This window comes from Streptomyces sp. B1866 (assembly GCF_031932565.1).
Lineage (GTDB): Bacteria > Actinomycetota > Actinomycetes > Streptomycetales > Streptomycetaceae > Streptomyces.
On record NZ_JAVSCF010000001.1, the window covers coordinates 40,876 to 56,402 of the forward strand.

At 66.2% G+C, this 15,527-nt stretch carries 10 protein-coding genes and 2 pseudogenes; 1 reads left to right on the forward strand and 11 read right to left on the reverse strand.

The features are described 5' to 3' along the window. Positions 1–8: 8 nt before the first annotated feature. Positions 9–1,889 carry a right-handed parallel beta-helix repeat-containing protein gene (locus tag RKE29_RS00155; RefSeq protein ID WP_312002857.1) on the forward strand — a complete coding sequence of 627 codons (1,881 nt, stop codon included), beginning with the start codon at positions 9–11 and terminating at the stop codon, positions 1,887–1,889. 98 nt (positions 1,890–1,987) lie between these two features. Here RKE29_RS00155 and RKE29_RS00160 read toward each other — a convergent pair whose 3' ends face one another. From RKE29_RS00160 to RKE29_RS00210, 11 genes and pseudogenes are all read right to left on the reverse strand, one after another. Beyond that, positions 1,988–2,416 carry a DUF4279 domain-containing protein gene (locus RKE29_RS00160; protein ID WP_312002858.1) on the reverse strand — a complete coding sequence of 143 codons (429 nt, stop codon included), beginning with the start codon at positions 2,414–2,416 and terminating at the stop codon, positions 1,988–1,990. Between the two features lie 462 nt (positions 2,417–2,878). Next, complete coding sequence (locus RKE29_RS00165) at positions 2,879–3,250, reverse strand: hypothetical protein (protein WP_312002859.1); 372 nt, start codon at positions 3,248–3,250, stop codon at positions 2,879–2,881. 279 nt (positions 3,251–3,529) lie between these two features. Beyond that, entirely contained in the window at positions 3,530–3,823 is a 294-nt protein-coding gene (locus RKE29_RS00170) for a hypothetical protein (RefSeq protein ID WP_312002860.1), read from the reverse strand. Between the two features lie 586 nt (positions 3,824–4,409). After that, positions 4,410–4,631 (reverse strand): annotated as a pseudogene (locus RKE29_RS00175) (helix-turn-helix domain-containing protein); the annotation flags it as partial. A gap of 29 nt (positions 4,632–4,660) precedes the next feature. Then, positions 4,661–4,999 (reverse strand): helix-turn-helix domain-containing protein, encoded by a 339-nt coding sequence (locus tag RKE29_RS00180; RefSeq protein WP_312002861.1) that lies wholly within the window; start codon positions 4,997–4,999, stop codon positions 4,661–4,663. After that, positions 4,996–5,379 (reverse strand): type II toxin-antitoxin system RelE/ParE family toxin, encoded by a 384-nt coding sequence (locus tag RKE29_RS00185; protein WP_312002907.1) that lies wholly within the window; start codon positions 5,377–5,379, stop codon positions 4,996–4,998. Before RKE29_RS00185 ends, RKE29_RS00180 begins: the two co-directional genes overlap by 4 nt. A gap of 578 nt (positions 5,380–5,957) precedes the next feature. After that, complete coding sequence (locus RKE29_RS00190) at positions 5,958–6,341, reverse strand: winged helix-turn-helix domain-containing protein (RefSeq protein WP_312002862.1); 384 nt, start codon at positions 6,339–6,341, stop codon at positions 5,958–5,960. Positions 6,342–6,527: 186 nt separating this feature from the next. After that, positions 6,528–6,896 (reverse strand): hypothetical protein, encoded by a 369-nt coding sequence (locus RKE29_RS00195; RefSeq protein ID WP_312002863.1) that lies wholly within the window; start codon positions 6,894–6,896, stop codon positions 6,528–6,530. Positions 6,897–7,055: 159 nt separating this feature from the next. After that, positions 7,056–7,448, reverse strand: a complete 393-nt coding sequence (locus RKE29_RS00200; protein WP_312002864.1) for a CPCC family cysteine-rich protein — start codon at positions 7,446–7,448, stop codon at positions 7,056–7,058. Between the two features lie 1,776 nt (positions 7,449–9,224). After that, the gene (locus tag RKE29_RS00205) at positions 9,225–9,710 is read right to left on the reverse strand and encodes a DUF2247 family protein (protein WP_312002865.1); all 486 of its coding nucleotides are present in this window, start codon (positions 9,708–9,710) and stop codon (positions 9,225–9,227) included. A gap of 323 nt (positions 9,711–10,033) precedes the next feature. Further along, positions 10,034–15,514, reverse strand: a pseudogene (locus RKE29_RS00210) (polymorphic toxin-type HINT domain-containing protein); the annotation flags it as partial. Between the last annotated feature and the right edge of the window lie 13 nt (positions 15,515–15,527).

Genomic DNA, 15,527 nt, shown 5'->3' on the forward strand with positions numbered 1-15,527 from the left:
CGTCAGCCATGCCGCCGAGCCCGCGTCGCGCCGCGTGCGCCGCCCTGCTCGCCCTCCCCCTGCTGGCCGCCTCGACCGGGCCGGCCACCCCGGCCGCGGCCGCCCCGCCCACCCAGTTGTACGTCGCGCCCTGGGGCGACGACCACGGCCCGGGCACCGCCGAGCACCCGTTCGCCACGCCGGCCCGCGCGCAGCGGGCCGTACGCGCCCTGACCCCCCGCATGACCTCGGACATCGTGGTCAACCTGCGCGGCGGCACGTACCGGCTGACCCGCCCACTGGCCCTGTCCGCCCAGGCCGGGGACTCCGGGACCGGCGGCCACCGGGTCGTCTACCAGGCGTACGGCTACGGGACCGGCCGCCAGGAGCCCGTCACCCTCGACGGCGGCCGTACGGTCACCGGCTGGCAGCGGGCCGAGGGCGGGGTGTGGCGGGCGGACGTGGGCGACCTGGACACGCGCCAGCTCTTCGTGAACGGCGAGCGGGCGCGACGGGCGGCGCTGCGCGGCAGGCTGCCGGAGCTGTACCCGACCGACAAGGGCTACATCACCGAGAGCACGGCGCCGCAGTCCTGGCAGCGGCCGCAGGACGTGGAGTTCGTGTACACCTTCGCGACCTCCTACTCGGAGGGCCGGTGCGGGGTGGCGGGCGTCCGGGGCGACGCCACGGGCACCGAGATCACCATGGACCAGCCGTGCTACCGGCGCGCGAAGGAGCTGTACCAGAGCTTGTACGGCGACCCGGGCCTGACCGCGCCGACCGCCGTGGAGAACAGCGCGTCCTTCCTGCGCGACCAGCCGGGAAGCTGGTACCTGGACCGGTCCCGGCCCGGCCACCACGTGCTGTACTACCACGGGCTGCCGCGGAACGTCGTCGCCCCGGTCCTCCAGCACCTCGTCACGGGGGACGGCCGGGCGGGCGCGCCGCTGCACCACGTGGCGCTGCGCGGCCTGGAGTTCGCGCACACCACCTGGCTGGCCCCGGACAGGCCGACGGGCTTCCCGCACGTCATCGGCACCTGGTACTACGTGGGCGACGACCCGGTCGAGCAGGCGTCGGCCGCCATCCCGTCCGCCGTCTCCTTCCGCCGCGCGAGCCGGATCACCTTCGAGGGCGACCGCTTCACGAGGCTGGGCACGACCGCCCTGGGGCTGGGCGAGGGCAGCCGGGACATCGCGGTGCGCGGCAGCACGATCGAGGACGTCTCGGGCGGCGGCATCCACGTCCAGAGCGAGGCGGACGGCGCGGCGGCGGCGCCGCGCGACATCCGCATCGAGGACAACCGGGTGCACGACGTGGGCCGGGACTACCGCGGCTCGTGGGGCATCCTGCTGAACGAGACGTACGACGCGACGGTGGCGCACAACGAGGTCGACCACATCCCGTACTCGGGCATCGTCTACCTGAACAGCGGCGGGACCGCGACGAGTTCGGGTGGGGTGCGCGTGGTGGGCAACCTGGTGCACCACACGAACTCCGTCCTGATCGACGGGGGCGGCATCTACGGCAACGGGCCGCAGGGGCCGTCGTTCGAGAAGGGCGCCGTGGTCGAGCGGAATGTCGTCCACGACGTCGACAGCCGGGCGGCGACGGGGGCGAACTTCCCGCCGTACGCGCTGTATCCGGACGACGGCGGCGACCACATCACCTTCCGCGACAACGTGCTCTATCGCAACCAGAACAACTTGGGCGGGGTGTCGCCTCGGCGGATCCGCGTCACGGGGAACTTCTGGGACGCGGACCGGGCGTGGTGGTGGGAGGGCGACGGCCGGGAGGTCGAGTACCAGGGCAACACGAAGCTGCCGCGACTGGCACCGGAGGCGGGCTGCCGCAAGCGGCGGGGGTGCGCGGCGGTGCTGGAGGGGGCGGGACCGCTGACCCGGCGCTGACCTCGCCTGCCCCTCCGCCCTGTCTCTGTGCTCCGGGCGCCCGGAGCACAGGGACAGGGCGCCATCAGGAGTTCGCCAAGCCTGTCCACCGAACTTCTCTACGAAATGGCGTTGTCCGCTTCGTCGCCGCACTCGTGATAGATGTACTGATCGATGTCAAGTGACGCCTTGGCCGCACCCATCCAGGCCAGCAGGTCGGCTCCAAGGAAGATGCCCTTCTGCTGCGGGTCGTCGAGGTCTCTGATCTCCTGAACGATCACCAGAGAGACGGCGGCCTCACCGGAGTCGGCGAGACGACCGAGAGCATCCGCGAGGTCCGGCCCCCAGCCGACAACCACCTGTTCCAGATCCTCCGGCCTGTCGCAGCCTCCCGCAGCCCCGACGCGTCGGATCCAGGTCGCATGCGACCGCGGAGGCGACTGCGGGTACCTGCGGCTTCCGATCGACGTCGACTCGTCGGGCTCCACTCCCAGCCTCTTGGACATGCCCTCCGGCTGCAAGGACTGGCTTACCACCCTGAGGTACATGCGAAATGCGCTCATTGGACGTGCCCGCTGATTTCCAGAAGGGGTGAGTAGTGGTCGCGATAGCCGACCCAGTACCGAGTCAGGCCGCTTCTGTCGGTCCGGCACAGGGGATTCCAGGACATGCTACGGTCGCGGGCGTCTCGGGTATTCCTTCTCTTCCACGGCCTCGGGGATGTCCACAATCAACTCGGGGCCACCTCCGTGCGCGAATTGATCGATTTTCTGGATTACCACACCGACATCTTCCCGAGCCCATCCGGTTCGGATATAGAACTCGGCACACGAAAGCCCGTTCACCGCCTCCATCAGACACGCCTAGACCGAGAAGTTCCTCGCCGTCCATCTCGATACAGAATCGTTCTCCGTCACGTCCAGTCGAAGGCTGACCAAAGTCTCGCAGGGCGGCTCCCTGCGACGCCCGCCCTTCGCTCTCACTGCGCCTCTTGACACAGAGACCATCCATTACTCCTGCGCCCGAGTACCCAGGGAATGGCCGATGAGCGGCAGGACCGTTCGCGCCAGTTTGCGTTGAACGGACCGCAGAATTTTCACCGTCTCCTCGTCGGAGAAACCGGTAGTGATTGACCAGTCATGCCCCGATCCCACGACGTCACTCACGAAGGCGACTTCCGTAGCAAGGAGAGCCCGTGCCCAGTCGACTGGCTCCAGCCCCTCTCCATGGGCAAGCGACGACCGAATCCTTTTGCTCTCCCGAAGCAGTTCCGCAAGGCTCGAAAAGCCCATGGCGACCGCGAACTCTTCCGTACCACGAGCAGGTCCGCTCCACTCGAGCAGTCCACACCGGAGCACCTTCAACTCTTTCTCCGTCAGCACCGACTCTCCCCCTTCGCCCCATTCTCCGCTACCCAAAATCACTCCAGCCCTGTCCAGTATTCATCAATCGCATTTTCCCCTACGATACTATACGCGAACGGTGATGCCCGAAGAGCCACCGAATTCGGCGAAATCAATGGCGCGACCCTCCGACAGTTCGGAGTCAATCACCTTTCATTCTCTGCCGGCAGGGAAATTTGACCCTGCCACACATCTGGCCACTCATCCTTTGCGGGCGCTGCATTGAAGAACAAGATAGCTTGCAGGAATCGAGTCAAGTCAATCACCGGAGATCCACAGGTAACCTCTGCGCCTGACCACCCCGTCTAGAATTGACTTGAATTCCACCGCATCACTCTTTGCGTCGAAATTTCGCTCAACCAAGAGGTCAATTTCGCCCATTACCCGCACCAACTGAGGAGAGTTGAACATTGTGTCACCATGAAGATGAACTCCCGCTAGAAGGGCATCAGCATCAACGTACGGCAAGATCGCTTCGAGGTAAGCTCCAACCTCCCTACCTGCATACACCCGCTGATGATTCTGATCTTCAATGTAAACCGCAAGACCCATTAAAACTCCCACTCTATTTCGTGGGGTCGGCCCGCAAAGACCGAGCCGACCCCACGAACAACTGCCGACTTCGGAATCGGATGCATTGTGATCACGCCGCCGTACTTGTCTTGGACGACTCGATACCACGTCGTGGGCAACCCACCAGCGTCATCCGATAGGCGACCGAACACAGTACCCGCATTGACGTCGCGCTCAAAGTTCCCGTTCGCATTCGGACCATGACACTTGCATCGATTTGCTTTATCCACCAGGTCGTCCAGGTCCACGTCTGAATTGAAGACGCTCTTGTCAGAAGTGACCTGACGCCCTCCGGGCATGTGCTCACCTCGCACGTACGCCTCAGAGGCATCATCGAGCATCGCATCAACGCAGTTTGCATTGTGAACGAGAACCGGAGTCTCGCCCGCCAGCACATAGTACGTGTGCAGGCCAGGCCGCTCCTACCTGCAAGTTTGCTGGCCAGCGGGCAATTTGGCAGTCGCCAGATGTTCGTGCTCGTGCGCTGGAGTCTGCTGGTGTTGCCGTCACTACTGCCGTCGGTGGTCTACATCGCCTGGGGAATTCCAGGAATTCCGAATGCGTGTCAAGCGGCTTTGTCGTGCGGGGTGAGGCTGATGGTCAGGTCGGCGCCGAGAGCCTGAGCCAGCCGGCGCAGGAGGGGAAGCGTGGGCACGGTCCCGCCGCCTTCGAAGCGGGAGATCTGCGGCTGCTTCATCCCGCACCGCTCCGCCAGCTCGGCCTGGGACAGCCCGAGCTCGATGCGCCGGTGGTGGACGAGTTGCCCGAGCTCACGGGCGAGCGCGGAAGGCGGGTCCTGCATGGTTCCTCCCCGCCTCAGGCCGCCGGGGCGACGATGGTGACGGTGGGCTCGTCTCCGCCGGCGAGGTGCACGTCCACCGTGAGGTCCAGTGCGCGGGCCAGGCGCATGATGACCGCGATGGGCGGCAGCTCAGTGGCCGTCTCGATACCTTCGATGTCATCAACGTCGACTTGCATGCGCTCGGCGAGATCGGCCTCGCTCAGACCCAGCTGCTTACGCCGGTCGCAGACGGCCTTGCCCAGTGTCATGGCAAGGCCGGCCTCTTCGTAGACCCGGTCGTACTCGGGGTCAGCGTCCAGGTGTTCGCCCAGCAGCTGGCGGTGGCGGCGGGTCCTCCATTCGCTGTGGTTCATTGAGACTCCTTGAGGTTGCGGCTGTAGAGGTCGTGCTCAGCGGCGGCATCATGCTCTGCCTCGCACCATCGCTGTGCGGCGTGGGCGCGGTCCACTTCGGCCTGCTCGCGCATCTTGGTCTTGCGGAACACGGTGAGCAGCACGACACGTCGGCCGGGCGCCAGCCAGTAGGTGATCCGCTGATGGGCATCACCCAGGCGGAAGCGCAGCTCGCGGAGCTTGCCGCCCAGGTGGCGGGAGTGCGGTTCGTCAAGGGTGGTGGGCTGCTCGGCGAGCAGGTCGGCGACGCGTTCGGCCTGCTTGTAGTGATGGGCGGGAATGTTCTCCAGCCACAGCCGCACCTCCGGCTCGATCTCGATCGAGTACCGCCCGCTGTCCATATCGCCGATGATATATGGCACGAGGTGCGAGAGCGCGAATACGCAGTTCAGGTCGCGTATCGTCGCCGCGACCGCAGCCACTCCAGCGTCGCACACCCCCGCACTCCCCCCTTCGTCCTGACGGTCGGCTTCTTTCGGCAGGATCGCGCCCGAGCGGGAGAGGCAGCGTACGGCCGGGCTGGTGCGTCGCCCGGTCTGACGGCGCGGGGCGGGGGCGGGAGGAGTCGGCCTCCGACGGAGGCAACGCCGACCACCGCGCTCGGCGAGTCCGCCGGCGGGCGTGAGGGTCGGCCCCCCTGGTCAGCCATGTGCCTGCGATCCGGCCGTAGGACGGTCGTAGGCGACAACTCGCTGTGCGACAGGCAAGGACTCCACCCCGCACAACTTGCGCCCGGTGGCACCAAGTCAGCTCCCGCTCGCGCCCGCGTCTGGCCGTCTGCCTGCGCCTCACGCGGGCGTCGGCTGCTCGCCCGACGGTGGGTCGGTCGGCGACGGTGGCCAGCTCTGGCGGGCGGGCGCCGCCTTGAACCTCGTAGAGAAAATCTGGACGCAGGACCTGGTCTACCCGGAACGGGAGGTCAGCGGCCGGGCTCGTCGTTGCCCGCTTCCAGAACTGCGACGCGGGCGCGGAGCTCGGCGAGCTGCCCGACTGCATCGGCCAGCGCCTGCTCCAGTGCCTCGACGCGGGCCGCCGTCCCGCCTGCGGGGGCGGTCGCTTCCCGGTGATCGAGGTCATCCGCGCCGGCCTGGTCGTGGTGGGCGACGAAGGCGCCCTTGCCGGGGCGCGATACCGCCCAGCTGTCCTGCTTGAGCAGGGCCATGGCCTTCTGCACGGTCAGGCTGGAGGCTCCGAACTCCCGCATCAACGCGGTCTGCGTCGGCAGCGCATCGCCCGGCTTCAGCCGCCCGGAGTGGATCTGCTCCCGCAGGGTCTCGGCGATGACCTCGAACGTCAACTGCACCGCGCTACCCGCCGGCCTGCGCCCGCGCCGAGTCGTCATTACGCCCGCCACCCCGTCGCCTTCAGTGCCCACTATCAGCTATTTCCGGCCCGTCCAAACCGGGAAACCGGCCCCACACTACCCGCGTCCCGCCGCCCACAGAAAGGAATGAGGAGGGATGCACATGAATGCGCCAGAGACCATCCATTACTCCTGCGCCCGAGTACCCAGGTAATGGCCGATGAGCGGCAGGACCGTTCGCGCCAGCTTACGCTGGACGGACCGCAGAATTTTCACCGCCTCCTCATCGGAGAAACCGGTAGTGATTGACCAGTCATGCCCCGATCCGACGACGTCACTCACGAAGGCGACTTCCGTAGCAAGGAGAACCCGCGCCCAGTCGACTGGTTCCAGCCCCTCTCCCTGTGCAAGCGCCGAGCGAATCCTTTTGCTCTCCCGAAGCAGTTCCGCAAGGCTCGAAAAGCCCATGGCGACCGCGAACTCTTCCGTACCACGAGCAGAACCGCTCCACTCAAGCAGTCCGCATCGGAGCACCTTCAACTCCTTCTCCGTCAACGCCTGCACTCCCCCTTCGTTCCGGTCTTCGCTACCCGAACTCATTCCAGCCCTTCCCAGTAGTCGTCAACCGCATTCCCGCTGCGGCACCGGAGTGTCCTCAGCGAGCACGTAGTAGGCGTGGACACCACAGACGGTGAGGTCGTAGGTACGCTGCCGCTAACGTTCGGAGCCAGCACAGCCCTCCGGACGTCTCCAGAAGCGCGGCCTCCACCAGTAGAGAAGAGTGCGATCCTCTGGCCAATCAGCCTCCATCACCCTCGTAGGCTCGAAGTTATCGACCTCCGGATCAGCAGGGCGAAAACCAACATCGATCGGCCAAGGGGCGCTTGCTGTGCGAGCTGTCAACGCGAGATCGTGATCAGCGGTCTCCCGCCTCCTGTAGAGCCGCTGAGCCTCGATGAGCGAGAGGCGGTTGGCTCCGCTCTCACACTGTGGCCAGCGAAGCTGTATCAGGTCGTCCTCCCAGCCACATACAGGGCAGATCTGGTACGACCCCGGCGGAGCGTCGTGCACGAGGCGGCCACAGCAGTGGCATGGATAGGATCCCATCTAAGGAATCTCCACCCCCGGCTGACGCCTGAAATACTCCATCTCGTTATCCGGCTTGAAGTAGGTAATAATTCCGCGAGGACCTGCTGATCCAAATTCTCCCGTCTCCGGATCGAAGAATCTCCGGGTTTCCCCGTCGCGCTTAACAAGGACGCCAGGCCTGCATCCACCACAAGTGCACATCAGGTCCTGTGCCGCATATTTGTACTCAGCCACGGTATACACGCCCACATCGGCGTCACCGCGACCGTGTACGCCCACGTCCGACTCCGCCTCCAACGCGACGCCATCGACCTCCTCGGCCGCGCACCCTACGCAACACCGCCGAGACCACCAGCAAGCCCGACGACGGCGACCAACCATCCCTCGCCGAAGCCGCCGTCCGCTGACGTTGCCGTCAGCCACTGCCGTCAAGTGTGCCCCACCAGGAATAGTCGCTGGTGGGGCACACTGGCATTCTCTGGCCGCCCATAGGCGACCACACGCGCTTTTTAGAACGACGCAGAAAACCGGTCTAGATCTCTACGAATCGGCCCAGAGCGCGGAATGCGCGTCCACCACCATCCACGCACCCTATCCTCATCGCCATCAAGCCGAGGAAGGGTGCCTAGTTCTTCGGCTTCCGTATACGAGAGAAATCTCGAATCCACCTCAGCAAGGGCAGCATTGAAATTCCTCGACCCCCTCTCGGAAATCATCTCCAATCCTCTGGCGATGAAATCCCGTAGAGAGTCAGCCGCAATCAAATCGTGCGCGCCCCAGGCGGACCTGTCGGAGTCGGGGAGGCCAATCTCACTCTCGATTCGCGCCACATGCTCGTACCAGGCAAGTAGCAGCGTGACCAGGCCCAACGATCGAGCAGGGGACACGCTTACCGCAGTTCTCTCCAACTGGTCCGCCTCGGCGGCTCCCAGGTGACGGCTAAGCCATTCACGCGCCTGAACTTCCATCATGCCATCATCTCCCCGGGTAATAGGCTGTCGATTTCCACGGCATATCCCATTTTACGATGACGCGGGCCCCATTGTGGTCAAATCGGGATGAATTCTGTCCTTCAATCTGACGCGGCCCAGCTTGCCTCAACGTGGTTTCCACTTCAGCCGCCGAGGGCCTACCCATCGTCGGATTACCATCACCGGTGTGCCCATTCACGAATTCGGTGATCTCATCCAGGGAATATTCGCTGCCATGGAAATCCTCTCCGCCAAGGTGGTCGCCATTCTTACCCCCAAACGGAACTCCACAGTTGGGCCCTGAATTATGAACGAGGATCGGAGTCGCCCCGTCCGGTACATAGTACGTGTGCTACACAGCACCGCACTACCTGTTTCTTCGCAGGTTCAGCGCGTGATTTGCGTTCCGCTGGTGTCCGTGGATATGCGGGGAAGTCCCTGGACGTTGCCGTCGCTACTGCCGTGAACGGCTCGGGGCAAGCGATCGCGCTGCCGCTGCTTGGTGTCGGTGCGGCGGGACTCTACTGCCACGTGCCAGGCTCGGCACGGACGAGAGCGCGGACGGTCTGCTCGACGACCCTGCCAACAGCCAGTTGATCTGCAACGACGGCGACGACCCGGCCGCTGTGCGAAGCCACTGTCCGCTGACGTTTCCGTTACCTACTGCCGTCACCCACCGCAGAAGGCCCCGCCAGGACGCAGTTGACGGACTTCACTTCGCTTTGCGATCGAGCGCATAGGTTGCGAGATCGGGCCGTGAGGTTCCACCTCGCACCGCGGTGTCGCGCGTCGGGGATGTGTCCATCTCCGCCGGTGCCCGTACTCACCGTTGCCGGTACAGATCCTCCGAGTACCTCAGGAACTCCTCTAGCCTTTCGGCCATTCCAGAAATTCCGTTCTTACCCCCAGGAGGGGGAGGCACATATTTCACGAAGCCCTCCATCTCCTCAGGGTACTCAAAGTCCGAATACAACTCCTCGATAACGTTGAACAATTGTTGTTCGCTCAGTCCTCTTTGATGGAGCCAGGCTAGCGATAGATAGATCCACACGGCGGACAGCTCACGGCAGTCGCCCAGGTCCTCATACGAAAGGTCCGGAAGATCCCCGGACTGGATCTCCTCCGAGAGCGCGAGCGCCCACCTTTCCTCCACGTCAAGCAGCGGGCGGCCGGATTGCATTTTGCGCATGTAGATCTGCACGATGGCATAATCGTCCAACCACCCCCAATGCTTCCCGTAAGCAACTTCCCGGGTCGTCAGATCAACTCGATCCACAACAAAGCTACCTGGGATCTTGAACTTAGCCATCGCGTTCATGGTTTGTTGGGGATTCCGTTCATCGACCCTCCGTTTACAAATCTTTGATGAGTGATCAGGTTTCCGCTCCTGCCGCGCTCAACTATCCACTCAAAGCGTCCAGCCTTTCCGTTCATCTCTCCCGGCATCTGCACCAACAAGCGCTCCACTCCATCTCCGCCAATAAGTCGAGTGGTTACACCTTTCGTTGCGATATCACCGACAACGAAATCTGCCGCCCTGTGCCCAGCATCCTGCTTCAGCCCGGACCCATACCCCTTGGCATTCTGGATGATTTCCTGAGCTTCTGCGGAGTCGACCCCGCACCACGGTCCGCTGTTGTGAACGAGTACCGGCGTCTCGCCCGCCCGCACATAGTACGTGTGGACGCCGTCCACCGTGAGGTCGTACGTCCGTTGCCGCTGCTCGTAGTGGCGCACCGCGACGATCTCCACCGCCTCGCCCTTGTCGGTGCGGAGGGTGGTGCCGGGGGTGAGGTCGCCCGCGTCCGTCCAGCGGTGCTGGCCGGGCGTCCAGAAGGGATGGGTGTCGGTGGCGATGATCGAGGCCGTGCCGTGCGGGGTCTTCACCGTCAGCTCGGTGAAGTCCTTGTCGTGGCCGGTGATGATCGTGGCGACGACCGGGTGTTCCTCGGTTCGGCCGGTCGCCGGGTCCGTGGTGAGGACGCGGTCGCCGACCTTCACGTCCTCGATGTTCTTATGGCCGCCGCCTGCGAGTGCGACGGTGGTGCCGGCGGTGAAGCTGTGGGTGAGGCACTCCTGCGCTTCCTTCGCGACCTTCTTGAGATCCTTACCCGCCCGTTTGGCCGCCTCCAGTTGTCTCTTCAGCGCTTTCAGCTCTCTGACGGCTTTCAGGGCCTTCCCGGCAGGGAGTGACTCCAGCGCCAGCAGGCCGCAGGCCGTCACGTCCAAGTCGGCGCAGTCCATGAGCTGCTGCGGGTCGAGAATGATCCGTGCGATGTCGATGATCACCGGGACGGCGGCCTTGACGAACTTCTTGACCGGTTTCAGGAAGCCCCACGGGTTGTGGTGCTTGTGGTGCTTTTTGTGGGGATGTACGGGGGTGCTCTTGGTGTGCGGGTGGTAGTTCTTGTTCGGCTCTTCGTGCCAGCCGCCGTTGTCCTGAAGCCAGCAGCTGATACCGGGGTCCATGCACTCGTCCGGCCGTAGTCCGTCCGGATCGGAGTAGGTGGCCGGGTTGTTGTTGCCGTAGGTGTAGCCGTTGATCTGCTGCGGGTCGGCAAGGTCCATGACCGGGTCCACTGACAGGAAACGGCCGATGGACGGGTCGTACTCGCGGGCGCCGAGATGGGTCAGGCCGGTGGACGCGTCATGGGTGCCGCCTACGAAGCCCTTGGTGCCGGGCCAGGCCGCCGGTTGCGGGCCGCGTGGGGTGCCGAAGGGGGTGGTGCGGCGCTGGGTCATCGCCAGGTCGCCGGCGCTGATGGCCAGTTCGCCGGTGTCGTGGTGGTCGGCGATGGTGAAGGTGACGCCGCCGTTGTCGGCCTGGACGGCCTGCTGGCCGTTGTCGAGGTCGATGTAGCGGGTGGCCTTCGGGGCTGTGGCGCCCTTGGCCAGGGTGACCTCGGTGTTCTCCAGGTAGAGCGTGGTCTCGGTGTCGGTGCGGCCGATCAGCCGAGTTCCGGCGGCGTCGTAGAGGTACGTGGTGGTCTTGGCGCCGCCGTCGCCGGTGGGTGCCGTGACCTTGGCCAGGTGGCCCTCGGCGTCCCAGTCGAGCTTCTGGGTGTCGCCCGCCAGAGTGCGGGTGGCGGTGTCGCCGATCTCGTCGTACGTGTAGGTGTCCCGCGCGGTGCCGGTGGGTCCCGTCGTGGTGACCGAGGTGAGGGTGTGCGGCTGCGGCTGGCCCGGGTCGGGGTAGGCGTACGTGCGGGTGGTGTCGCCCGCCGGGTCGTGCCGGGTTTCGGTGCGGCGGTTGCCGACCTTGTCGTAGCCGAAGGACTGCCAGTACGGGGCCGGGCCGCCCACCGCCGCGGCCGACGGCGTGTCCGCGCAGGTCTTGGTCGGCTGGGTCCACGCCTCGGTCAGCCGGCGCAGGTAGTCGTAGGTGTAGCACTGGGTGTCGGTGCCGGACCGGGACACGTCGGAGACGGCGCGGACGTTGCCGACCTGGTCGTAGGTGTAGGCGGCGTTCTTGTCGACGCCGCTCACGTCCATGCGGTCCACGCGGGTGGTGGCCAGCCGCCGGGTGCCCCACTCGTAGGTGTTGGTGACCTGGGCGAACTTCGCGCCGCTGCCGTTTTGTACCTGCGTCTGAAGGATCTGACCTACGTGGTTGTAGGAGGTCACGGACGACTTCACCGACCCCGGGCCGTTCTGCACGGTGGGCCGCAGAATGGAGTCGTAGGTGAACACCATGGTGTCGGCGGGCAGCCCGCCCGCGCCGGGCAGGCCGATGCCCTGGATCGTGCCGTTGCTGTTGTAGGCCGTGTCGAACTCGTAGCTGCCCGCGAGGGCCCCTTCCCCTGCGGGAATGGTGACCGTGTGGCGGCGGACCCGGTAGAGCGGGTCGTAGTCGGTCACCGTGTCCGTGTAGGCGTTGCCGCCCTCGTAGCGGGTGCTGGAGGCGAGCTGGCCCTTGGCGTTGGTGACGGTGTCGTACGTCCACTCGGCGCGCTTGGGGCCGGTGGCCGACCCCTCGCGGAGCTCGGTCTTCCGGCCGCGTCCGTCGTAGGAGTAGAAGAGGCTGGTGCCGCGGGCGTCGGTGGTGGAAACGAGCTGACCCCGGTCGTCGTAGGCACTGGTGGTGGCGCCCTTGTCGGGGTCGGTGGTCTTGATCGTGCGGCCGAGCTGGTCGTAGGTGTACGTCCATACATTGCCCGCCGCGTCGGTGACCCTGGCCTGCTCGCCGGCCGGCGTGTAGGCGTAGCGGGTGGTGTCGTAGGCGGCCTCGGCGGCGCGCGCGTGGTGCTGGCGCAACTCGGTGACGCGGTCGCGGGCGTCGGTGACGGTGGTGGTGGCGGTGCCGCCCTCGGGCGGGATGACGGTGGTGCGGTCGCCGCCGTAGATCGTGCGGGTGGTGCCGAGCACCGCGCCGCCGTCGCCGTTGCCCGCGATCTGCCGGGCCTCGGTCTCCCGGGCCAGGCCGTCGTAGGTGTGCCAGGTCTGGGACTCCACGCTCAGCGCGTCGTCCACCGCGAACAGGTCCCGGGCGGGGGCACCCGTGGCGTAGTACGGCTCGAAGGTCTTCGCCGTCAGGCCGCGCGCGTCGTAGAAGGTGTCGGTCAGCAGGCGGCCGCCGTCGGGGCCCGGCGCCTGGGTCTGCCGGGGCCGCAGGAACCCGTCGTAGAGCGCGTAGGTGGTCAGCACCGCTGCGCTGTGCAGGCCCAGGGTGGTGGTTCCGACCGCGACCGGCTTGCCGTCGGTGACGGTGTAGGTGAACGAGAAGGAGGCCGGGATACTGCCGCCCTTGGGCAGGTGGGGCAGCCAGATCCTGGACGACCGGCCGAGCGCGTCGTAGGTGAAGTCGGTGCGCCGACCGTTGGTGTCCGTCCGCGTCTGCGGCTGGCCGCGCAGCGGCTCCAGGACCGTCGTGGTGGTCTGGGCCGTGGAGTTGTCGCCGGGCTTGGCGGGCGAGGTGGTGACGGTGCTCTGCGTGGGCAGGCCGGTGGCCGGGGTGTAGGCGGTGGTGGACGTGCGGCCGTCACTACGCGGGGTGCGGACGGGGGCTGCGGCGCCGTCGACCATGACCGTGGCGGTCAGGTCGGTAGTGGTGAGCTGCCGGCCGTATCCGTCGAAGGTGGCGCCGTTCTCCAGGTACGTGGCCCGGGTGCCGTCGTGCTGCTTCAGCGTGGCCGTGGCGGTGACATCGCCCTTGGTGGGTGTGGCTCCGTAGCCAAGGCCGTCGAAGGCGGAGCGCGCGTCGGAGATGACGTCCTTGGTACGGTCCGGCGTGGCGCCGCAGGCCACGGCTACGGTTTCCACGCGGGAAGGCAGGTTGAGGATGTTCGCGGAGGTGTTGTCGGCGTATGCGGTGCGGGTGCACTGGTCGTCCGCGGCCGTGGACGTGTCACCCAGGTCCTCCTTCTGGACTGGTCGGCCGGCGACGGTGTCGTAGGTGGTGCTGATCGCGGTCTGCCGCCACCGGTCGCCCGCGCCCTGGTCCAGGGAGGTGAACTCGCGCGTGGCGGAGCTGCCGCTGAGGTTGGCGGTGACGGTGCCCCAGGAGCGGACGCGGCGGGCCGTCTCGTGGTGCCAGGGCCGGTTGACCGTCTTCTCCAGCACCTTGCCGCCCGGTGCCGAGTACGACTCCACCTTGTACTCGAAGCCCTCGGCGGACGAGTGGTCCGCGATCGGGTCGCCCTCGCCACCGGCCAGGCTCACCTGCACGTCCTTGGTGCCGCCGTCGGGCCCGGCCCGGTCGCCGTCCATGCCGCGCAGGAAGTAGTGGTCTTCCTGGGACTTCATGCCGTCGCTGCCCTGGCCGCCGGTCCTCACCCGCACGTGCCCGTAGCCGCGGTACGTCGACCAGGTCTTGAACTTCTCCTTGGTCAGCCCGTCGTCATCGTCGTAGTGCCAGGCCGCGCCGCCCAGGTACTCGTACCGGTTGACCTGGTCCGGCGCGCCGCCGGTGCGGTCGGTGGCGGTGACGGAGTCCACGACGTACTTGTTGAACCACTGCCGGGTGGGGTCGTCGGTGGTGTCGCCGCCCATGTACTGCGGGAAGCAGCGGGAGGTGTTGGACTGCGGGGTGGGCAGCGCGTCCCAGGAGCACGCCGGGGCGATGTAGCCCACGTCGATCTGGCCGCCGTACTCGTCCGCGACCGTGGACACCCGCGCCTTGATGAAGGGCGCCTTGCCGTCGCCCGTCTTGTCGAGGCGGTTGGCGAGCTGCGTGTAGGCGAAGGTGGTCTTCGGCAGGGTGATCGCCGGGGTGGCCGCCTGGCCGGTGTGCTGGATCGAGTCGAGCAGCAACTGGTAGTCGGTGTCGGCCATGCCCCAGCGGTGGGTGAGCTTCCACGTGTCGAGGCCGGCGTACGTGCCGTCGCTCTTGAGGACCTGCGTGGTGACGTCGGTGAGGCGTTTGCGGGTCCAGAAGCTGGGGGCGAGGCGGCCCTTGTCGCAGTCGGTGCCGGCCTTGCAGTTCAGGTCCCAGGGCGTGTCGTACCAGTAGAACGCCTTGTCGTCGATCGTGTCCGGCGCGCAGGTCACGCCGTCCTGCGGGATGCACCGCTCGGCGCTGGTGAAGTCGACCTTGGCCAGGGGCTTGTCGGCGTACAGGTCGGCGGACTTCAGGCCGTACTCGACCCGGTCGGGGTAGCCGCCGCGCACGTACGGGGTGTCGTCCGCGGCCTTCAGGTTGCGGCCGTAGGAGTTGGTCTCCTTGTCGTAGTAGTACGCCATCGCGTTGCCGTGCGGGTCCACGACGTAGTCGAGGTTCCAGCGCCACGCCTGCTGGCACCAGGAGGAGGCGAACGAGTCGGCGTGGCAGGGCTCGCCGGAGTCGTCGCCGTAGACCGGCACCGTCCAGGTGGAGTCGGTGGTCTCCTTGCCCGACGCCCAGCCGGGCAGCTTGTGGTAGCCGAAGAAGTACTGGGTGCCGTCGGGGTCGGTCACCCGCCAGTACTCGTTGTCGTTGTCGCCGTTGTCGCGGTCACCTCCGGTGAGACGGGTGATCTTCGTGCCGTCGTCGTTCTTCAGCCGCCACTCGTTGCCCCCGGCCGGGACCAGCTCGCCGCCCTTGCCGTTGAAGGAGATCGTCGCGTTGTCGTAGCCCCAGCACAGGTCGGCCGGCTTGTTGCCGTCGGCGTTCTTCACGTCGTCGTCCGCGCAGGGCTTTTGACATCCTCGT